This window comes from Halomonas sp. A020, from assembly GCF_027943625.1.
Taxonomy (GTDB): Bacteria; Pseudomonadota; Gammaproteobacteria; order Pseudomonadales; family Halomonadaceae; genus Vreelandella; species Vreelandella piezotolerans.
In genome coordinates this window covers 2839753-2861517 of sequence record NZ_AP022850.1, presented here as the reverse complement: position 1 = coordinate 2861517, position 21765 = coordinate 2839753, and the positions used below count along the sequence as shown (strand labels likewise).

Genomic DNA, 21765 nt, shown 5'->3' with positions numbered 1-21765 from the left:
TAATGACTCTATTCATTTGCGGGTTACCTTTTATATTGCGAGCTGTGTGCCAAAAAAATAATTTCTATTAAAAAACATAATCTTACTAAATAAATGAGTAAAGAAAGCGTTCGCTATCTCTTTACCCCATGAAAAAGCGCACCAGCGGCGCGCATTTTTCGCTGCATTGCTTCATAACGAATCACTCAACCGCCACCAGCAACTAGCCTTACTGGCTTACTTGATTGCGGCCGCCGCGCTTGGCTCGATAAAGTGCCTCATCTGCTAAGACCAAGAGTCGGTCTCTGTTGTCCTCTGATACGTCGGTGCTACAGACCATACCCGCCGAGAGCGTGCACGCAAACTCCTGCTCCCCTTGGTTAAAGCGCAGGCGAGAAAAGTATTGGCGAATGTCTTCCAAGCGCTTCCGACCGTCCTCTGCGCTGCAGTGTGGCAGCACCACTAAAAACTCCTCGCCCCCATACCGGCCAATCATATCGGTTTGGCGTAGGCGCTGACGCAGCAGCGTCGCCACCGACGCAATCACGACGTCCCCTGTGGCATGGCCATAGGTATCATTCACCGATTTGAAATGGTCGATGTCCACCATGGCGACCACCACCGAATAGTGTTGTCGGAAGCCACGACATATCTCGTTGATCGCGGCACTTTTAATGCTGGCATGCTTGAGCAGCCCGGTCAGACTGTCTTTATTGAGCAGCGCCGACAGTGTGCGTGAGCGGGCCACGCGCACACGAATCGAGGCTACCAGCTGCGCAGCGAGAATGGGCTTGGTGAGGAAGTCATCGGCTCCGTGGCTGAGCGCATCTACCTGCTTACCTAAGTCCATCTCTGCAGATAAGAAGACGATGGGCAGACTACTCCACTCGTCATACTGCCGAACCACTGACGCTAAATCAGGGCCATCGTAATCCGGCATGTGCACATCCATCAGTAAGAGTTCGGGTCTAAACGAGGCGAGTTGATCGATGATATGGCGGGGATTGTCGAGGATGCGCACTTCCATCCCCGCGGCTTCTAGCACGAGCTGGTAATAAGCCGCCAGCTGTTGGTCGTCGTCCACGACGAGAATACGAGCGGGTGGCGATTGACGCTCTTGAAGAAGCTGCTCCAGGCGGTTCACCAATTGCGGTATGTTCAGTGGCTTCAAAAAATAGCCATGCGCATTTAACTGTGCCGCTCGCATACGTGCATCGAAGGAGTCACAGTCGCTGATGAAAAGCAGGGGGCAAGAGAGCGCTTGCAACGGTGCAAGGTGTCCCACGCCTGCCATGGCGTCTACGATCAAAATATCGGGAGACTGATTGGCGATCGCTTGGCACGCCTCTGGCACAGAGTCGAAAAGGCGGACGTCATAACTGAAGTTCATCAACTGTTCACGGATATGCTTACCGAGCTCGTCATCTTCTTCGATCAGCCAAATCTTAGCGGATGTGCCGTTGATTTCTTGAGGCCCATCAACGCTAGGCGCCTGCTGCAAACTAGGCACGAGCTCGATTTGCATCGACTGTAATTGGCTACTCACCACGTTGACGAGCTGAAGATCGATGGCTTGATCGCTCTCCTCCAGCCAGCGCTTAAGGCCATTTTCCAACAGCCGTGCTTGGCTGCCGATCGTATCGAAACCAAACGTCCCTGCCGACCCTGCCAGTTTGTGTAGTCGATGGTAAACATCGGTCAACGTATCCCGAGGGGCTTGTGGGTCGCCACTGGACGGGGCTTCGGTGGTGACCATTAGCTGAGCACGTAACGTTTGCTGCAAACGCGTGAGAACACTGCACAACGATGCCAATTCGGCTTGCAGATTATGCTGATAGGTTTGTTTGAGCAGTGCCAGTTTGTGCTCTAGCGACTGTTGATCATGATTTGCCACACGCCTGCTCCCAAAGAGTGCGAACTTGATTAGCCAGGGTCATGGGATCAAACGGTTTGGCAATCACGCTTTCGGCACCGAGTGCGATGAGTTGATCCACCTCGTGGGGTTGTACTTTGGCGGTCATGAACGCGATGGGCACTTTCTCGAGACTCGAGCGTTGACGCAACGCCGCTAGAGTCGATGGCCCATCCATACCAGGCATCATGACATCGAGTAGAATCATGTCTGGAGCGAACGCTTCGGCTTCTTCCAATGCCTGCTCCCCTGAAGCACAGACTTTGACGTTAAAACCACCGACGACTTCGAGAGCAAGTGTCGCTACCGTTTGGATATCAGGATCATCTTCTACATACAAAATACGCTCTAAGCTGCTCATTCGTTATCCACCATCTGGACCAGTTGGGTTCGTTGTTGAATTGCCTCGAGCAACTCTGTCGGACTAATGCGCGATTTCAAGAACACCGTCTCGACACGATGTTGATCTGCTTCACTGATGGACTGCCCAGATAGGATAATGATTCGCGCGTGGGGCTGCTCTTCACGAATCTGCTCTAGTAAATCCCAACCTTCGCCGTCAGGCAGACCAATATCCAAAATAATGGCATCGTAGCGTCGATAGGCTAAGTGGCGACGTGCCATGGCCACGCTCACCGCGTGATCACACTCTGCATGCTCATCCAGCATGGCGCGTATGACCGCATGGAGGTCGGGGTCATCCTCGATATGCAGTAGCCTCAGGCGCTCTTGATGAGTCTGCATCTGCTCGCTGAGTAGTGCTAGCAGGTGTTCAGTCTGAATGGGTTTTGCCAACCAAGCGATGTCCTCTAAGTGACCTTCCAGAGCGACACCGCCTCGCTCCATGCTCCCCGTCACCACCATGACGGGGGTATGCTTCGACGCCCGCTGCTGTCGCAGCGCATGAATCACATCGAAACCGCTCATGTCGGGTAGTCCAATATCGACGGTGATGGCGTCATAGTGTTGGTTGGCCAGTTTCTCTAGCGCCATGGCACCGTCCAAGGCAGAGTCCACTTCGAAACCGGCTTGAGCCAATGTTTCAAAAAGAACACGCACGACGGAAGGATCATCCTCGATCACCAGCACTCGGCCCGCGTCAGCGCCCCGCGAATCACTAAGAGTATCCGAGGGATGAAGAGGCAGGGAGAACCAGAAACAGCTGCCCTTGCCCTCTTCTGAATCGAAGCCCATCTCACCTTCCATGTGCTCGATTAGCTCGCGCGTAATCGCCAAACCCAACCCCGTTCCCCCTTTCGCCCGCGAGTCGGAGGCATCGACTTGTGCGAACTTACTAAAAATATGGCCTTTGAAGTGGTCGGGAATTCCCGGCCCATCGTCTTTGACGGTCACCATCATCCTATGGTCTTGCTTATCGACACTGATTTGGACTTCTCCTCCCTCCGGCGAAAACTTCACGGCATTGGAGAGCAGGTTCGCCATGACCTGACGAAGCCGCTGACCGTCGACACGCACCTGTGTATCGGGATGAGGATTATCCAGCGTCAACGTCACCTGCCGCTCATGGCGATAGTGGCGATTCTCCTCGATGGCACTTTCCAGTAAACGCTGCAGCGGCTGCCACTGCATATCGAACGCCAGTTTACCGGCGGCTATTTTTTCGATATCCAGCAGGTCGTTGATCAAGTGGGTGAGCCGCTGACTATTTTTATGCGCGATGTTGACCATACGCATGACGGTATCCGGCACGCTGCCAAGCGCCCCAGCAGCGACCATACCCAGCGCTCCCGAAATGGACGTAAGCGGCGTACGCAGCTCATGACTCACGGTCGAGACAAACTCGTTTTTCATTTGCTCGACGCGCTTCGATTCAGAAATATCTTCGGCAATGCCCAAGTAACCGGTAATCGTGCCTTGCTGATCTTTAATAGCGGTCACCACCAGCTTGATGGGCACACGATCGCCCGCGCGGGTCAGATAGGTCCACTCGTTGACATCGCGCTTTTCCAGGGCAGCCCGGTGGGTAAACACCTCCAAGGGCGTCAAGGTATGGCCTGCACTCTGGCTCAGTTCGAGGAGCCGCTGTTCGACTTCATCGGCATCGTGAAACAGCATGGGAGTTTGCACTCCGATGACCTCGCTCGCCTGATATCCCAAAAGGTCTTCAGCACCTTTGTTGAACAGCTTGATCACTCCCTGGGTATCCATGGCGATAATGGCAAAATCCACGGCAGCATCGAGCACCGAGCTCAGCAAATCATTGCTACTGGCGAGTGCTCTGGTGCGTTGATCGACCTCGCGCTCTAAATTGCTCTGCGTATGGCGAAGGCGTTTGAACGCATCGCTGAGCTCCGCGCTCATCGCACCCAATAAATTAGAAAGCTGCTGGAACTCGACGATGCGACTGTCGGGAAGTTTGGGCGTTTTGCCTTTGGCAATCGAATCGCTCAGCGTCCGCCCTTTTTTGCCGAGACGGGTTAGCGGCTGAGTAATCATACGGCTCAAGAGTTCAGCCGCCACGATGCCAAAGATCAATACTGCCGCTAACATGGCAAACAAAACGGTCCGATAAGCTTCCATGGCACGCACGGTAGGCAGTGCCGGCGTCTCTAACAATACGTGATCGACACCTCCTACGCCGCGGGCAGGTAACTGTAGTGTATAAAACCCCTGAGAAAAGCGAACGGCCGGGTTATCCAAATTGCCTGGAAGCCACATACGCATGCGCTCGTCTAGATCGATGAGTTCATCTCCAGATGCCAGCGTTAGTGAGTTGAGATGACCTACCTGTGCCAGCAGCTCACCCTCTGCATCGAGTAGTCCAATATTGACGTTGCTATCTGCCCTTACTCGACCAATATGGTAAACGAAACGCTGATCGGCTCCGGGTTCCGACAAACGCCCCACCAGCTCGTTGCCCATGGCATTGAGCGTTTGGTTGACAAAGTTTTCTTGCCCCTGACGCATGGCATGGCCTTCGTACAGAATCAGCGGAATACCCGTCATCAATGTGACCGACAATAGGGCACAAAACAGCAGATGTTTGAGCCTTAATAAAGCCCCTGCCGTCGGCAGCCAAGACCGTTGAGATAGCCCACAAATAATAATGATCGCGCTAGCGATGACCGCGTTGAAAACACCGTTGATGGCTTGTTTTAAATACACCAGCAGCGTTAGCTCTTGGCTCCATCCTAACCACAAAGGCAATAATAGAAAGTCGATCGGGGCGGCGATCGCCGTCCAAAAGATCAGTGCAGCAATGATCAAGTTTTTGACTTTATGGTGGTAAAGCCAAGAGACCACGAGCGCCTCTAGGATGAACACCATGACGGTGACGGGATTTTCCCAAAAGGCGTAAGTATAAACGCCTGAGGCGACCCCAATCAGTACCGCTGGCCATGTCCCCAGCCAAGCAATGGCCAGCATGACAGCCACCGAGCCAAATACGAAATAAACGTTAAACAGTACCGAAAGCTGTAGCATATTACCCGCCACGCCAGCGACGAGCAGACACGCAAACAGAATACCTAGATACCAAGGAGCCCCATTGAAGCGTCCGATTCGTTCAGTGCCGAACACGCGTAGGCACCTCCGCATACGGGAAAGTTATGTAAAACGTACTGCCTTCTCCCTCTGTGGATTGAAAACCGATAGTGCCCCCCATTTGTTCGGTCATCGCCTTACTGATTGAAAGTCCCAAACCCGTTCCTCCTTTAACGCGTCGATCACTCGCATCTGCTTGCGAAAATTTTTGGAAAATCCGTTCCCTAAACGCCTCAGGTATTCCGCATCCGCTATCCTTTACGTTGATGCGTATCTCTTTATCAAACTCGTCACAATATATAACGACGTCACTGTTAAGCCGAGAGAACTTTGCAGCATTAGAGAGTAAGTTGGCCATGACCTGCTGAAAGCGCAATACATCGACGTTAATAAAACGGTCTCTCGATAGCGTTTCCAACCGTAAAGCAACGCCATGCTGGTCGGCATAAGGCTGGTTTTCAAGTAGCGCAGCCTTGAGCAGTTCTCCTAGTTCTCTTGGCTGGCAAATAACATTGAGCTGCCCCGCCAAGAGTTTTTCGATATCCAAAAGATCATTGATCAACAGAGACAGCCGCTCGCCGTTTTTCAATGCCATGGAGAGCATCTTGTGGGTGCTCTCGGGTAGCTCTCCAGTAGCACCGCCCAGCACTAGCTTCAACCCGCCGGCCATGGCCGTGAGTGGGGTACGAAGTTCATGGCTCACCGTGGAAACGAACTCGCTCTTCAGTGCATCGACTCGCTGCCGATCTAACGCCGAGCCAATCCAACGGCTCAATAGCTTGATGAAGAGTGTGTCGGTTTCAGCAAAACGGTGCTGGCGAGGATCGGCGGAAGAGAAGCTCACCGTTCCAAAGAGCTGATCACCCAGTTGAATCGACGATCCCATATACGCTTTGAGGCCGAAGGTGTCGTAACACGGATGATGCCTAAGATCGCTCTCGGTCGTATCGTGAACGGCCAATAGACCGCTGGTTTTTAGCGTCATGTCACAGTAGGTATTGGCCAAGGGCAAGCACTGGCCGGCCGCCAGCGTGACATCCTTCGGCGCCGTGACGGCGACGACTTCGAATACCCCTCTATGGATACGGCTAATGATGCCAATTTGAAGATTGAGATAGCGACAGCCCAACGCCAACGCTTCCTGAAATTGCCTATCGATACCTAAATGATTAGAGGTGCTGATATCGTTAAGTGCGGCCAATGCGTCCACCAGTGAACGCTGGCGAGATTCATCGTCAGCCAACTGTCGTTTAACGTCGTTGACCCTGGTAAGCTCATTTTCCAGCCCAATTCGATTGATTTCATCTTCTACGCACGCCGCCAAGTCGGTCAACACCTGACGCTGGGAAGGGCTCAAACGGCGCGGCTCGGGGTGGATGATACACAAGGTGCCTACTCGAAAGCCGTTGGCAGTGGTCAGCGGCACGCCTGCATAGAAGCGAATGCCGCGACGGGCGGTGACCAGCACATTGTCAGCAAAGCGGGAATCTTGGCTGGCATCTTCTATCTCGAAGATGCTCTCTCCTTGAATGGCGTGCGCGCAAAAAGACTCCTTTCTGCAGGTCTGCGTCAGCGAAATGCCCTGACGTGACTTGAACCACTGGCGCTCCTCATCGACCAATGACACTAACGCAATGTCCACGTCAAAAATGGAAGTAGCCAATCGGGTGATCCGATCGAAGCGCTCCTCTGGCGGAGTATCCAAAATGGCTAAACTATGTAACGCCAGCAGCCGCGCTCGTTCACTCTCCACCATGACAGAAACCTCAAAGGTGTCTAACCGCCAATATTATCCATCGGGCATAGCGCCGCTAAGATCGTTTAGTTACTGTCAATGTATGCCTTAATGTGGGTGCTGTCGCTGGCTGTATCGATATTTTACATTTGCACTACTCGCAGCCGGTTACGACTCAACCACTTTGGAAACGCACTCATGACCTCACCCTGCACCTACTACGTTACCGGTGGCGCCCAAGGCATCGGTCTGGGCATTGCCCATACCCTTTTGGCCAAGGGACACCGTGTCGTCATTACCGATATTGATGGCGAAGCCCTCGACGCCGCTGCGCAAAGGCTGCCTCATCCGTCGCAACTGCTGACTCTCACAGCGGATGTCAGCGATGAAGCCCAGGTGATGGCTAGCCTCGAAAAAAGCGTCACCCACTTTGGCCGCCTGGACGGTATCGTGCATAACGCTGGCATTGCCGACCCTTTTCATGGCCCGGTGGAGCAGCTTTCGCTAGAGACATGGCAGGCATACTTGAACACCAATCTCACCGGTGCCTTTTTGTGTGCCAAACATGGCGCTGCCTACTTACGTCCTCACGGCGGCAGCATGGTGTTGATGGCTTCGTCACGCGCCATCCAATCCGAGCCGGACACTGAAGCCTACGCCGCCAGCAAAGGCGGCATCGTCGCCTTGACGCATGCGCTGGCGGTCAGCCTGGGGCCTGATGTTCGCGTCAACGCTATCAGCCCCGGCTGGATCGAAGTGGGCGACTGGCAAAAACCCAGCCGACAGCAGTCGGTGGAGCACCGGGATATCGATCGCGAACAACACCCGGCTGGCCGCTTGGGTACCCCCGAAGACATCGCTTCACTCACTCACTTTCTGCTCTCTAAAGAGTCTGGTTTTATTACCGGCCAGAATTTCGTCGTCGACGGCGGCATGACACGCAAAATGATCTATGCCGAATAGCGGCCTGCGCGCAAAGGTGCCGCATCAAAAAAGGCCATCGAAGGATGGCCTTTACATGGCAACTCCACGTTGGATTAAGGCGTAACGATGATTTTGACTTGCGCCTTATCGTTCAACAGCGCCTCGAAGCCCTCCTCCACGATATCCGCCAGCGGAATGCGTTGAGTGACCATATCCTCGGCGCGGAAGTAGCCCCGCTGCATCAATGCCATCACCGCTGGGTACACATGGCGATAGGCAATAATGCCTTTCATGGTGCGCTCTTTGATCACCAAGTCATTAGGCTGAAAACTGGCCTCTGACTCCCAAATACTCACCACCACCACTTCGCCGCCCTCGTGGGTGCTGTGCAGCGCTTGATTTAGCACGGCGGGAATGCCGGTCACTTCGAAGGCCACGTCCACCCCGCCGCCGCTCAAAGCGTGCAGTTTTTCCACCGCGTTTTCTTGCTGTGGGTCGACGACGATGGCGCCCAGCACTTCGGCTTTGGCTTTACGAGAAGGCGCGACTTCGACCGCATAAATCTGTGCAGCCCCGGCGGCTTTGAGCGCTTCGATGGTCATCAAGCCAATCGGCCCAGCACCAAACACCACGGCACTATCCCCGGCTTTGAGGCTGCTCTGGCGTACTGCATGCAGCGCGACCGCCGCAGGCTCGACCAGCGCCCCCTGCTCGAAGCTAAGGTCATCCGGCAGTTTGTGCACCATGTGCTCACCCATCACGGTGAACTCAGAGAATCCGCCGCCACCGCCGGAAAGGCCGTGAAAGCCGAGTAGCGGCGTCAGGTTGTAGCGCTCCATCTGATAAGCGCCATCTTTATTAGGCGAGAGGATCGGCTCAATGGCCACGCGGTCGCCTACCTTCACCCGAGTCACTTTCTCACCAACCTCGACCACTTCGCCTGCGAACTCATGGCCCATAATGATCGGTGCCTGGCCGCCGCTAATGGGGTGCGGTTTGCCTACCGGAATAAAAATCGGCCCGGCGGCATACTCGTGTAAATCGCTGCCGCAAATACCGCAGGCGGCGACTTTCACTTTCACCGCATGGGGGTCATCGATGGTCGGCACCGGCACCTGTTCGACGCGCAAATCTTTCGCCGCATACCACACCGCGGCCTGCATCTGTGATTGATCCGTTGACTGGCTCATAGGTTGCCCTTTCTGTTAAGACACATGGCTTTTAAGACACATGGTGAACCGGCTGCAGCCCATAGACGGGGGTATCTAGTCCTTCCATACGCGCCTTCAACTGCAGCGCCAAATAGTGAGAGTAGTGCCGGGACTGGTGCAGGTTGCCACCGTGGAACCACAGCGCCTCTTGTTGGGTGGGCTTCCACATATTGCGCAGCTCCCCTTCCCACGGGCCGGGGTCTTTGGTGGTGTCAGAGCCTAATCCCCAACATTTGCCCACCTTGTCCGCTACCTCTTGAGAAATCAGTCGAGCCGCCCACCCATTCATCGAGCCATAGCCGGTGGCGTAGACGATCAGATCAGCGTCCAATTCGCTGCCGTCGGTGAGCGTGATCGAGCGCGGATTGATCCGCTCGATACCCACACCGCTGCGCAGCTTGATATCGCCATTGGCGACCAGATCGCAGGCCCCCACATCGATGTAATAGCCCGAGCCACGGCGCAGGTACTTCAAAAACAGGCCAGACTCATCGTCACCGAAGTCGAGCATGAAGCCCGCGTCTTCGAGCTTTTGGTAAAATTCAGCATCACGCCGTTTAATGGCATCGAACGCCGGACGTTGAAAATCGGGCAACACCTTGTAAGGAATCGAGGCAAACAGTAGGTCTGCTTTTTCGTGGGTCAACCCGCCCGCGACGGCCTCCTCCGAGTAAAGCGGCCCCAGCACTTCTTCCATCAATGAGTCCGACTTGACGATATGGGTCGAGGAGCGCTGAAGCATGGTGACATCGGCATCATGCTCCCAGAGCGCGGCAGCAATATCGTGAGCCGAGTTATTCGAGCCCACGATCACGCAATTTTTACCGGCGTAGGCATCCGGCCCTGGGTGCTGGCTGGAGTGCTGCTGCTCGCCCTCGAAGCTCTCCGCGCCTGCAAACTTGGGCACGTTGGGCATCCCCGACATCCCGGTAGCCATCACCAGCTGTTTCGGACGTAGCGTGATCTCTTCGCCATTGCGCTTCACGTTCACGATCCACTCACCTGTGGCGTCATCGAAGCGTGCATTCTGACACTCAGTGGAACTCCAATAATTGAGCTCCATCACTTTCGTGTACATTTCCAGCCAATCGCCCACTTTGTCTTTCGGGGCAAACACCGGCCAGTTTTCTGGGAAGGGGATGTAAGGCAGGTGGTCGTACCATACCGGGTCGTGCAAGCAGAGAGATTTATAGCGCTTGCGCCAAGAGTCCCCCGCGCGCTCGTTGCGCTCGATGATGATAGTGGACACGCCCATCTGTTTCAGCCGCGCCCCCAAGCCAATACCGCCCTGGCCACCACCAATGATCACGCAGTAGGGCTGGCGCGTGTAACCAAGCTCGGCTTCCTCACGTTCACGGGCTTCCAGCCAGGTTTCACGCTGTTTGTTGGCACCATGTTCGGCCCCTTTGGGGCGATGGTGATTGCGCGGTTCGGGGAAGTCGTTCAACGCCTGCATGGTAGTGAGCAGTGTCCAACACTTGCCGTTCTTCAAACGCAGGTAGCCTTTGCCGCTGGCAATGGCCGTTTTGAACGTGAACCACGCCTCGATGGTATCGCCGTTTTCGCTGGCCTCCCCATCGAGCTGCCACTGAGAAGGCCGCGTGCGGGCCAGCGTGGCATCGAGCATGGCCTGGATTTCCTCCTTGCCTTCGCACGTTTTTAGGTTCCAGGTAAACGCCAGAAAATCGCGCCAGTAGCACTCGTCGTTGAATAGCGTCAGCACGCGCTGACTATCGCGTGCCTGCAGCACCTCATCAAACTCCTGTAGCCATGCGTTGACGGTGCTGGTGGCGTGGGATGGGGTTCTTACCTCTGTGTGAGTCATCGCGGGTACTCCAAGGTCGTTGTTATTGTTGAACTGTCGATAAGACACTCAACCCTAAGCACCCGCCGTGCCAAATGTGCAAAATAATCAATAAGCAATTGAAAAATTTAAACAAAAAAGATTTTCGGCTTGCTATCCACCAACGCACCACCTGTACACATGTCACACCTCGTGTACGGCTAACGTTACAGGTGTAACGCACGACTAACGGCGTAACACAGCCTCGTTGACACCCACGACAAAGCGCATAGTCTGGAGGTACAACAATAATTCTGTATGGATTCGCCATGCCGACGCCATCACTACCACCGACACGCTTGGCCTCCGTGCAGCGCCAGCATATCGAGCACATCTTCCAGCTCGGTGAAGGCGTGGACGCACCGCAGCTACCGGCGCAGGCCACCATCCGCCGCTCTTGGCTGCGCTGTCTGAACGAATACCGGCTCGACCCTACGCAACCACGCCCTGCCCGGGTGGTGCCCCAGCAAACCTTGATCGAGCACCGGGAATCCGTCGATGAGCTGCTGCACGTCGCCCGCGCCGGGGTCGAGCAGCTGTATGGACAAATCGCCCAGCTCGGCTACGTGCTGCTCCTCACCGATCATCGCGGCATTACCGTGGAGTTTCGCGGCAATCCCAATCAAGACCAGCAGCTACGCAAAGCGGGCCTCTATTTAGGAGCCGACTGGGACGAGCGCTTCGCGGGTACCTGCGCCGTAGGCACCTGCCTGCACGACCGGCAAGCGATCATTTGCCACCGCCAGGAGCACTTCGACGCCACGCATATTTCGCTGACCTGCACGGCTGCCCCTATCGCCGACCCCCACGGCAACGTCATGGCCGTGCTGGATATCTCCGCGCTGCAGTCGCCTGCCCAGCATGAGAGCCAGAACTTCAGCCTCTCGCTGGTCACGCTCTACGCCCGCATGATCGAAGACGCCTACTTCCTGCAGCGCTACCGCGACTGCTTGATGGTGCGCCTGGATACCTCGCGAGAGTTCGTGCACGTGAATGGGCGGGGGCTGATCGCGATAGAAGAGAACGGCCAAGTGATTGCCGCCAACGCCGTAGGCCGTGAACTGATGGAGGAACACCAACGCCGTTGGCCGCCGTGGTCTGCACAACACGCCCCCATGCTTAGCGAGCTCTTCGAGTGCGAGATTGCCGATGTGCTCAGCATCAACAGCGCGACCAACGACCAGTTGCGGGCATTTCGCGCCCGCGCCAGCAATGCCATCTACTTTATTAGCCTGCTAGAGCCGCGTAGGCCGCGGATCGTATCCCGCGACCAGCCCGCATCGTCCCTGCCGACGCCGCTAGAACGACTGGGCGCCGACGACCCCGCGATACGTAAGCTACAAAAATTGGCTGAACGGCTGCGCAACGAGGCCAGTGTCAACGTGTTGATCAGCGGCGAAACCGGCACCGGCAAAGAGGTGGTTGCCCGCGCACTGCACGATAGCGGCAACCGCGCCAAAGGCCCGTTCATCGCGGTGAACTGTGCGGCGATTCCCGAAGCGCTGATCGAGAGCGAGCTATTCGGCTACGAGCCCGGCGCGTTTACCGGCGGGCGTGCAAAAGGTATGCGCGGGCTGATCCCTCAGGCCCATGGCGGCACGCTGTTTCTAGACGAGATCGGCGATATGCCACTGGCGCTACAAACCCGCCTGCTGCGCGTACTTGCCGAGCGTGAGGTCATGCCACTAGGCGCCAATAAACCGGAAAAAATCGACATCCGAGTGATTACCGCCACCCACCGCCATATCGATACCATGATCGCGCGGGGGGAGTTTCGGGAAGATCTCTACTACCGCTTGAACGGCGCCCAGCTACGCCTACCACCGCTGCGTGAACGCGCCGACAAGCTCTATGTGATTCGCCAAGTTTTCAGCGATGTGGTCAAAGAGCGCGGCGCAAGCTCAGCGCCACGGCTGCGGGCCGATGCTATCAGCGCCCTGCTCGCCTACGCCTGGCCAGGCAATATACGCCAGTTGAAAAACGCCCTAGCGTTTGCCCTGGCCACCGCCGAGAGCAACGAAATCACCGTACACGACCTGCCCGAACAGTGCCTCAGCCAGCGCATTACCCAATCGCCAGCCATCACCGCGCCTGAAAACGAGGCCGCCGATAGCCAACTCCTCATTCAGCTGCAGCAACACCAATGGAACATTAGCGCCGTGGCCCGCGAGCTGGGGGTTTCACGGCCAACGGTATATCGGCAAATGCAGCGCCAGGGCATCGTGCCGCCGAACAAGGCCTGACAGCGGACGGCGCTTGGCCTGGGCAGCCAGCCTCACGTACACTTGTTTGAATCTGATGTTCACCACGCTTTCGACAAGCCGAGGCCCACTATGGCGTTTGACTCCACCTCTTCGTATATCGCAACCCATGCGCTCAAGCAGGCGGTGAATGCTGCCGTGATGCTCGAGCGCCCGCTGCTCATAAAAGGCGAACCCGGCACCGGCAAGACGCTTCTGGCCGAAGAGCTGGCAGACGCCCTCGGCACTCGGCTGATCACTTGGCACATCAAATCCAGCACCAAAGCCGCTCAGGGGCTTTACGAGTACGATGCAGTGAGCCGCCTGCGCGATTCCCAATTGGGCGTAGAGGGCGTCGAGAACGTCGCTAACTACATCAAGCCCGGCAAACTGTGGGAAGCTTTTAGCGCCGATGAGCGGGTAGTCCTGCTGATCGATGAGATCGACAAAGCAGACATCGAATTTCCCAACGACCTGCTCCAAGAGCTGGATCGCATGGAGTTTCACGTTTACGAAACCGGCGAAACCATCCGCGCCGAAAAGCGCCCTATTATCGTCATCACCTCTAACAATGAAAAAGAGCTGCCGGATGCCTTTTTGCGCCGCTGCTTTTTTCACTACATCGAGTTCCCCGATCGCGAAACCATGCAGGCCATCGTCGATGTTCACTTTCCCGACATTGCCCCAAAACTGGTCAGCGAGGCGCTGGAAGTCTTCTTTGACCTGCGCAGCGCACCTGGCCTCAAGAAGAAGCCCTCCACCTCGGAGCTGGTCGATTGGCTCAAACTGCTGATGGCCGACGAGCTAGCCCAGGAAGCGCTCTACCATCGTGACCCCGCCAAGGCACTGCCGCCCATGGCTGGTGCGCTGGTCAAAAACGAGCAGGATACCCACCTGTTGGAACGCTTGGCGTTCATGATGCGTCGCCAAAAGAGCAGCGGGCGCTAAGCCATGTTCATAGGCTTGTTCGAAACCCTCAAACGCGCGGGTGTCCCCGTTTCGCTGCGGGAGCTGTTGGACCTTCACGCCGTGGTCGAGCGCGGCGTGGTATTTGCCGATATGGAGGCGTTTTACCAGGTAGCGCGCACGGTCATGGTCAAAGACGAGCGCCACTTCGACCGTTTCGATCGTGCCTTTGCCGTCTGGTTTAAAGGCATCGAAGACATGGACGCCGCCATCGAAGCGCTGATCCCCGAGGAGTGGCTGCGCCGCGAATTCGAGAAACAGCTCACCGACGAAGAGAAGACCAAGATCGAATCGCTAGGCGGGCTCGAAGAGCTCATCGAGACGTTCAAAAAACGTCTGGAAGAGCAGAAAGAGCGCCACGCAGGCGGCAATAAATGGATTGGTACCGGCGGCACCAGCCCATTTGGCGCATACGGCTACAACCCGGAAGGCATTCGCATCGGGCAAGACGGCTCCCGCCACCGCCGCGCCACCAAGGTGTGGGACGAACGGCGCTTTCGGGATTACGACGACTCGCTGGAGCTGGGCACCCGTAACATCAAAATGGCGCTTCGGCGACTGAGAAAGTTCGCCCGCCAAGGCGCGCGGGACGAGTTCGACGTCAGCGGCACCATTCGCGAAACCGCCCGTGATGCCGGGCTACTCAACATTCAGATGCGCCCAGAACGCCACAATGCGGTCAAGGTGCTGCTGTTTCTGGACGTCGGCGGCTCCATGGATGACCACATTCGCGTCTGCGAAGAGCTATTCTCGGCGGCACGCTCGGAGTTCAAGCACCTGGAGCACTACTATTTCCATAACTGCCTGTATGAAGGCGTATGGCGCAACAATCTGCGTCGGGGCAACGAGCGCATTCCGACCATGGACGTGCTGCATACCTACGGCGCGGACTATCAAGTCGTCATCGTCGGTGATGCGGCCATGTCGCCTTATGAGGTCACCCATCCTGGCGGTAGCGTCGAACATTTCAATGACGAAGCCGGCGGCGTGTGGCTCAAACGCTTGACCGAGAAATTCCCCCGTTTAGCCTGGCTTAACCCAATGCCTCCCCGCGCTTGGGAATACACCTATTCGACCACGCTCATTCGCGAGCTCATCGACGACCGTATGTATCCGATGACGCTGGAAGGGCTGGAAACTGCCATGCGCGAGCTCGCCAAATAGCCTCGCACTGCCTAGAGCAGCAACGAAAACGGCGCACCCAATGGGTGCGCCGTTGCGCATATTGCAATGCCTGAATGGCTAAGCCATACGCGTCATGATGCTGTGGTTGGTCAGTTTGCGGTGCAAAACCGCCATCACTACATGGCCTACCACCAGGGCGAATAGCGCCCACCCCAGCTCGCCGTGTAACAAACCGCCTAAATTAGTCATCCATTCGATGCGCTCACCGCCGCCCGACATGAGAGACAGCCCGAATACATCCAGCGCACGACCCGAGCCGTACTGGCGAATAAGCGCAATCGCTGGCACCACGATCATCAATCCATAAAGCGCCACGTGTCCAAGCTTCGCCATTACGCTCACCGCGGGCGGACGCCGTGACGCATTCATCACTGCCCAAACAGCGCGAATCACAACGAGCGCCATCAACACGACACCCACTTGGCTATGGCCCCCCCACAGAAAGCCCTCAATTGCCGTATCTTCCAGCCATACCCTGGCAACGGCACTGCTAAACTGCCACACGAACAGCAGCGCCATTCCCCAGTGCAATGCCCGACTCACCAACCCGTAACGCGAAGAGCTGTCCATCACTGCTAGCGCCATCTATTGTTCCTCTTAACAAACGTTGAACCATGGCACTATCTTACCCAGCACAGCTCACCAGATCATGACAACAGCATGGAAATTGGTTGCAAAAAAAGGAACACGACGTTGCCTTAGAGCGACACGGGAACGCGATTCAACCCAGCTAAAAAGGCCTCTTTGGCTTGGGCGAACGCCACGGGATCGTGTTTGAAGCGGCGCAAAATCAGCGCCTCATCCAGCGCTAACGTAGGCGATAGCGTCTCAATGCTGTTAGCAGGGTGGCGAGTCGACAGCCCGATATGCTGGCCATTTTCCGCTTCTAACCAGCGCTTGAAGCCGCACTGTTGAAAGAACGTTTTAGCTTTTTCATCCTGCGTATCGATGCGCAGCGGAGCCTTCAGACTGAGCTCGCTCAGCAAACGAGCTTTTGCACCTTTTGCAAACTCGCAGGCGTGAGTCACGGTCATGCCCTCGCCCGCTTCATCCAGCACCAATAGCGCCAGCGCTAAAGGGTGTCCTTCGCCATCAACCCCTGCCAACAACCGCGCGCCTTCTTGGGCAAACAGTACATTTTTGGTGCCGGTAAAGATCACCAACGGCGTCAAGCCTGCCTGCTGGCCATACACCTCGGCGCATAGCTTGGCCAAACACGCATCGCGCGGCTCACTCTGACTTACATGGACTACCTTCATGACGCTCTCTCGTTACGTTCGTTCACCCCGCCATGTTTCGTAGCGACAAGCGCTGACGGGTTATGAAAGCCCGCCAGCGTAGAGCAAAGCACGAGGAGACACCAGCCTGTTGTCGATGGAACCCTCTTGATCTAGGGGAGTCGCATTGAAGGCAAGGCGTTTTTTATTGCCAAGGAGAGCATATGACCCAGTTCATCAACGACCCGACCCTGCCAAAGCCGGATTTTCCTGGCAGCCACATGGTAGTTGACGACCACTACATGTTTATTTCTGGCCTCACGGTGGCCGATCTTTCTAACGGAGAGGCGGCGCGGGGCAATATCAAAGAGGAGGCTCGCCTAGTTCTGCGTGAACTCGCTCGCATGCTCGAACAAGAGGGTGGCAGCCTTGCTGACGTAGTGCGCGCTGACGTGCACTTAGCGGATCTTAAGCAAATTAGCGCGTTTGACAGCATCTATGCGGATTTTTTCGAACCTGGTCGCTATCCAGCGCGGACCTGCACCGAATCCCCGCATATCTGCGGTGGCAGTTTGGTAGAAATCACGTTGATGGCCAAACGCCCCAACTAATATTCAGCACCACATTTTCATGTTTCCAACGCACAAAAAGCCAATTGAATGGCTTTTTGTGCGTCTACTTCTCAAGGGTGGTGTTACAGGCCCGCCAGCATGCCCGTTGGATAGTTAAGCGTCAGCATATGCGCCATTCCCATCAAGAAGAGCGTTACGCCTGCCGCTAACCCAAGAGCAGCCACTGGCTTCATACGCGCGACGACCAATAAGAACCCAAGACAAAAGATCGCTGCAGCAAATAGAAAACCGAGCACCATCACGCCCCCAATCAACGCAAAGAAACCCGCGACCCAAAGCAGCTGTTGGCTCAGCGTTTGAGTTTGCCACTTCATTGGCTTAATGACCGTTCTCACGACCTCCAACACACAGGCCGCCACGATGATGGCGATCGCTAGTCGGGGCATAATGCCTCCCAGCATGGAAAGATCAGCGAACGTCCACCACATGTAGGCGGCACCGGCTAGTAGACTAGCCAGCAGCACCACGTCGATGGCGCCCAGCGAAAGCGGCTCTGCTGATTCTAGAGGCGTATGCGGTGTGGTCGCCTTTCGTTGACGCTGGGCATGCAGGTAGCTGCGTAATGGGGGAATCACCAACGAGGCGGCAATCAGCGCGCCGATGATCAACACACCGGGCCGCATGAAGGCGTCAGCCCCCTGGAACTGGGCAGCCTGATAAAAGTACGCCTCGGCACCGGGCGCAAGCACGAAGCCAATCAGGAAGGCCGGGCGTGACCAGTTGGCCTGCTTGAACAGCACGCCAAACGCACCGATGACACCAAGTGCGAACAGGTCCCCCAGCGAGCGCGTGGCTTGATACGCCGCAAAGAGAATCAAGATAGTGATCAAGGGCGCTAAAATCACGAACGGCACCCGTGTCATGCTGGCCACCGGACGCGCCAGTCCCAAGCAGAGCGCAGCGCCGAGGATGTTCGCCAGGGCCAACGACCAGATGATGGTGTACGTTAGGTCCAAATTGGTTTCCAGCATGCTCACACCGGGCTGCAGACCGAGTAGCAGCAAGCCGCCCAGGAACACCGCCGCCGTCCCCGAACCGGGAATACCAAACAGCAGAGTGGGCACCATCGCTCCACAGGCACAGGCGTTATTCGCCGATTCCGGCGCAATCACACCGCGAATATCGCCTTTACCGAACTGTGTTTTATCCTTGGCGCTCTGCACCGCGTGGCCGTAGGTGAGCCAATCGACCACCGAGCCCGCCAAGCCGGGAATCGTGCCCATCAAACTGCCAATACCCGCACAGCGAGCGACGAGTCCAGGGCGTTTGGCGACGTCCCTGACGCCCTCTTTCCACCCCTTGCCCAGCTGGCACGGCTGCTCGGCAATCGCGCCGCGCTTCACCAACAGATCGATGATTTCGGGCAGTGCGAAAATACCCAACCCCACGACGACGAGCGGCAGACCGTCGTAGAGGTAGTCGATCTCGAACGGCAAGCGGAACTCCCCCGTGGCGGGGGCCATGCCGATGGTGCCCACCAGCAACCCCACTCCGCAGGCCGCAATGCCCTTGAAGACATCCTTGCCAGACAGCACCGCGACCATCGAGAGCCCCAGCAGCGTCAGCATGAACAGCTCAGAGGAGGAGAACGACAGCACGACCGGCCGAGCAATCAGGATAAAGGCCGTCAACACCACCGCGCCCAGCAGGCCACCAATCATCGACGAAAGAAACGCGCTGGAGAGCGCCCGCGCCGCCTGCCCTTTTTTAGCCAGGGCAAAGCCGTCCACCACGGTGGCCTGCGACGCGCTAGAGCCTGGTATGCCAAGCAGTACAGAGGCAAAGGTGTCGCCCGTGGGAATGACCGCCACCAGGCCCATGAGCATACCAAGAGCCACAGACGGCTCCATGCCATAGAGAAACGGCAATAGCAGCGACATTCCGGCAATGCCACCAAGCCCAGGAATGATGCCCACGATTAACCCAATCAGGACACCCACCACCATGTACAGCATATGGGGAACAGTAAACAACTGTCCCAAACTGGAGAATAAGACATCGAACATTGTCGTGGCTCTTGTGTTATTGAGTATGAAGGAGCCGAAAGGCACTGCCTCGACAGTGCCTTTGATGAACCAGCGTGTTAAATGCGGGCACCGTGCTGTTCGAGCAGCCACTCGACGAGCCACTGGCGCGTGTCGTCATCCAGCGACATGGCATCTTGCAAGTGCTGCTCGACGACCTCGCCGACCACCGGCGTATAGGGGCCTAGCTGAGCCATAGCGGCTTCTTTGAACGTTTCGGTGTCCACGAAGCGGCGCGCTGCATCGCGATACTCTTGGATGAGCGCCTCAGGGGCGTCCTTGGGCAGTAGAATCAGCTTTTGCAGCGTGAATCCTGAAGCGAAGAACTTGCGATACGCCTCGGCGGCAGGGCCGCTTGGGGCTTCCCCATGCAGGTTTTCATACACCTCGTTGAAGGTCGGCAAATCAGGGAAGGCAGGATCACGAACGACCTGGCCACTGTCGTCGAGCACCCCAAGGGAAAACAGCGGAACCGCTCTTCCGCTCTCGACCAGCGGCGCTACGCTACTGAAATACGCCGAGGTGGTTTGAAAATCGATATCGGCTTCACCGCGCTCGAACGCTAGCCGCCCTTCGCCACGGCTGCGCATGCCCGACACGGCCTGCACGTCGACCCCTAACAAGTCCAGCGCAATCAAGACGGGCAGCTCCAATCCGGTATGGCTCTGCACGGCAAATTTGACGCGCTGCTCGGTTACGGCCCGGAGCACATCCTCGGCGGTATCACCGAGGTTAGGCTGGGCATACACTACGCCACCGGTGGGTGTGGCCAGAATCGGCGTCCAGTCGTCGTAGTCATAGCGCACACGGCGATCTTGCAGCATGGCCGGATACTGGGTGGACGCCGAGGTGCCTATCCATTGGCTGCCATCCGAATCGGCCCGTATCGCGAACAAGTTGCTACCATTGATAGAGCCGCCGCCGGGCACGTTATCAATCACCAGTGTCGGGTTGCCTTGAATATGGTCGCTCATCCAGGTGGTGAAAAAACGCGCCCATACGTCGGTTCCTCCGCCTACACCAAAGGGAATGGTCCAGTGGATGGTGTCAGGCACGTTCACTTTGTCCGCTTGAGCACTCACACTGATAGCGCCAAGCGTGGAACAAGCAACGACCAGTAGCGCTTTCTTGAATGTCTTTAGCGGAGTGTTTTTCAGGGTGGTCATGGCGATACTCCTGTTATTGATTATTGTCGGTTCATTATAAAGGTCAGGTTATTCAATCAATGGTTTCGGTGGCGTAATGCCCTACTTCCTGGGGAGGGGTTGCGTAAAAAATTTGCCCGCTCATAATTTTGCGAGCCGTTCGAATGAGTGACACCCGCGCTAGGTCAAACGCATTCTGCTGGCGATACTCTGCCGTTAACTCAATAGCACCAGAAGGATGCTCCAATATTATGTGTGAGAGCAGTTGCCCAGCGGAAAGCTTCTCAGTTCCAAAAGCCATATGATGGGCCACCGAGCCTGGCACGTTAATCGCGGCCACCACCGCCATCGCCCCTGTCACGGCAATCGCCTTATGACAACGGTGCGGTACGAAGTAGCGCACGTTCAGCGTATGCGAGGCTGCTTGTGCCGCTGAAATCAGCACCACCTTGGGCAGTACGCTCTGGCTTACATCCCCCATGCCCATCCGACGCCCTGCTTCACGGCGCAAGTGCTCTAAGCGACTTAATAAAGCAGCATTATTGTCCAGCTCCCCAGGTGACTCGTAGCCGGTCAATCCCACCGACTCAGCGCGCAGCAACATAATGGGGGTCGCCGCATCAATACAGCTCACCTCCACCCCATCGATCTCATCGCATGCGTTACCGGTGGGCAAAAGCTGGCCCGTTTTACTGCCCATGATGTCTAAAAAGCTGAGCTGGATACCCGCCGCACTGCCAGGAACGCCGCTGATAGTTACGCTGCCTTCGTACTGCACCTGCTTGCCCGGAGTGGGCACATGGCACTCGATCAGCCGCTGAGTGTTCAGGTTATGCACCCTCACCACGGTGGTACCGTCCTGGGGTTCCACCAACCCGGTTTCGATAGCATAAGGCCCCACGGCAGAGAGCATGTTGCCGCAGTTCGGGTTGAAGTCGACACGCTTGTTGACTACGTCCACTTGAGCAAATAGATAGTCGACGTCGGCATCCGGGTGCGACGAGCGCTCCACAATGGCGACTTTGCTGGTGAGCGGGTCACCGCCCCCAATCCCATCGATCTGTAGCGCATGGCCGGAGCCCATCAAGCTAAGCAGAATATCGGCCTGCTGGGCCTGATCACTGGGCAGGTCTTTCATGCGAATAAAGGGACCTCGTGAGGTGCCGCCCCGCATAATGACACAAGGAATGCTGTTCATATCGCTCCGCCATAGTTCGCGATGACTGTATGAACGGAGCATGTCAGCCA

General features: G+C 56.5%; 16 protein-coding genes. 5 read left to right on the top strand and 11 right to left on the bottom strand.

Annotated elements, in window-relative coordinates:
- Positions 1-208: 208 nt before the first annotated feature.
- Genes FRH_RS13315 through FRH_RS13300 form a run of 4 tightly spaced genes read right to left on the bottom strand, consistent with a single transcriptional unit; the run spans position 209 to position 7151 of the window.
- Complete coding sequence (locus FRH_RS13315; protein ID WP_139528149.1) at positions 209-1873, bottom strand: diguanylate cyclase; 1665 nt, start codon at positions 1871-1873, stop codon at positions 209-211.
- Positions 1860-2252, bottom strand: a complete 393-nt coding sequence (locus FRH_RS13310; RefSeq protein WP_139528150.1) for a response regulator — start codon at positions 2250-2252, stop codon at positions 1860-1862. The genes FRH_RS13315 and FRH_RS13310 overlap by 14 nt, the downstream gene beginning before the upstream one ends.
- Positions 2249-5431 carry a response regulator gene (locus FRH_RS13305; RefSeq protein WP_281997017.1) on the bottom strand — a complete coding sequence of 1061 codons (3183 nt, stop codon included), beginning with the start codon at positions 5429-5431 and terminating at the stop codon, positions 2249-2251. Before FRH_RS13305 ends, FRH_RS13310 begins: the two co-directional genes overlap by 4 nt.
- A complete protein-coding gene (locus FRH_RS13300) occupies positions 5418-7151 on the bottom strand; it encodes a GAF domain-containing protein (RefSeq protein WP_281997016.1) in 1734 nt (577 codons plus the stop codon). The genes FRH_RS13305 and FRH_RS13300 overlap by 14 nt, the downstream gene beginning before the upstream one ends.
- Before the next feature lie 177 nt (positions 7152-7328).
- Between FRH_RS13300 and FRH_RS13295 the strand changes: the two genes are divergently transcribed.
- A complete protein-coding gene (locus tag FRH_RS13295; RefSeq protein ID WP_281997015.1) occupies positions 7329-8093 on the top strand; it encodes an SDR family oxidoreductase in 765 nt (254 codons plus the stop codon).
- A 74-nt stretch (positions 8094-8167) separates the two neighbouring features.
- Here FRH_RS13295 and FRH_RS13290 read toward each other — a convergent pair whose 3' ends face one another.
- The gene (locus FRH_RS13290; protein ID WP_281997014.1) at positions 8168-9244 is read right to left on the bottom strand and encodes a 2,3-butanediol dehydrogenase; all 1077 of its coding nucleotides are present in this window, start codon (positions 9242-9244) and stop codon (positions 8168-8170) included.
- A 31-nt stretch (positions 9245-9275) separates the two neighbouring features.
- A complete protein-coding gene (locus FRH_RS13285; RefSeq protein ID WP_281997013.1) occupies positions 9276-11090 on the bottom strand; it encodes an NAD(P)/FAD-dependent oxidoreductase in 1815 nt (604 codons plus the stop codon).
- A gap of 287 nt (positions 11091-11377) precedes the next feature.
- Here FRH_RS13285 and FRH_RS13280 point away from each other — a divergent pair, with 287 nt between their 5' ends.
- The 3 genes from FRH_RS13280 to FRH_RS13270 all read left to right on the top strand — a co-directional run bounded on the left by FRH_RS13280 (position 11378) and on the right by FRH_RS13270 (position 15478).
- On the top strand, positions 11378-13351 hold the full coding sequence (locus FRH_RS13280; RefSeq protein WP_281997012.1) for a sigma-54-dependent Fis family transcriptional regulator: 1974 nt from the start codon (positions 11378-11380) through the stop codon (positions 13349-13351).
- Between the two features lie 90 nt (positions 13352-13441).
- Positions 13442-14296 carry a MoxR family ATPase gene (locus FRH_RS13275; RefSeq protein ID WP_139528155.1) on the top strand — a complete coding sequence of 285 codons (855 nt, stop codon included), beginning with the start codon at positions 13442-13444 and terminating at the stop codon, positions 14294-14296.
- A gap of 3 nt (positions 14297-14299) precedes the next feature.
- The gene (locus FRH_RS13270) at positions 14300-15478 is read left to right on the top strand and encodes a VWA domain-containing protein (RefSeq protein WP_281997011.1); all 1179 of its coding nucleotides are present in this window, start codon (positions 14300-14302) and stop codon (positions 15476-15478) included.
- Positions 15479-15556: 78 nt separating this feature from the next.
- Here the strand turns inward: FRH_RS13270 and FRH_RS13265 are convergent, their stop codons facing one another.
- Together FRH_RS13265 and FRH_RS13260 are read right to left on the bottom strand one after the other, a co-directional pair.
- On the bottom strand, positions 15557-16084 hold the full coding sequence (locus FRH_RS13265) for a cytochrome b (protein ID WP_281997010.1): 528 nt from the start codon (positions 16082-16084) through the stop codon (positions 15557-15559).
- A gap of 113 nt (positions 16085-16197) precedes the next feature.
- Complete coding sequence (locus tag FRH_RS13260; RefSeq protein ID WP_159341883.1) at positions 16198-16758, bottom strand: hypothetical protein; 561 nt, start codon at positions 16756-16758, stop codon at positions 16198-16200.
- 182 nt (positions 16759-16940) lie between these two features.
- Here FRH_RS13260 and FRH_RS13255 point away from each other — a divergent pair, with 182 nt between their 5' ends.
- Positions 16941-17327 carry a RidA family protein gene (locus FRH_RS13255; RefSeq protein WP_153843838.1) on the top strand — a complete coding sequence of 129 codons (387 nt, stop codon included), beginning with the start codon at positions 16941-16943 and terminating at the stop codon, positions 17325-17327.
- An 83-nt stretch (positions 17328-17410) separates the two neighbouring features.
- Here FRH_RS13255 and FRH_RS13250 read toward each other — a convergent pair whose 3' ends face one another.
- The 3 genes from FRH_RS13250 to FRH_RS13240 all read right to left on the bottom strand — a co-directional run bounded on the left by FRH_RS13250 (position 17411) and on the right by FRH_RS13240 (position 21715).
- Complete coding sequence (locus FRH_RS13250) at positions 17411-19354, bottom strand: tripartite tricarboxylate transporter permease (RefSeq protein WP_281997009.1); 1944 nt, start codon at positions 19352-19354, stop codon at positions 17411-17413.
- Positions 19355-19431: 77 nt separating this feature from the next.
- Complete coding sequence (locus tag FRH_RS13245) at positions 19432-20538, bottom strand: tricarboxylate transporter (protein ID WP_281997008.1); 1107 nt, start codon at positions 20536-20538, stop codon at positions 19432-19434.
- 52 nt (positions 20539-20590) lie between these two features.
- Positions 20591-21715, bottom strand: coding sequence for a 4-oxalomesaconate tautomerase (locus FRH_RS13240; protein WP_281997007.1), 1125 nt, complete (start codon positions 21713-21715; stop codon positions 20591-20593).
- Positions 21716-21765 lie beyond the last annotated feature (50 nt).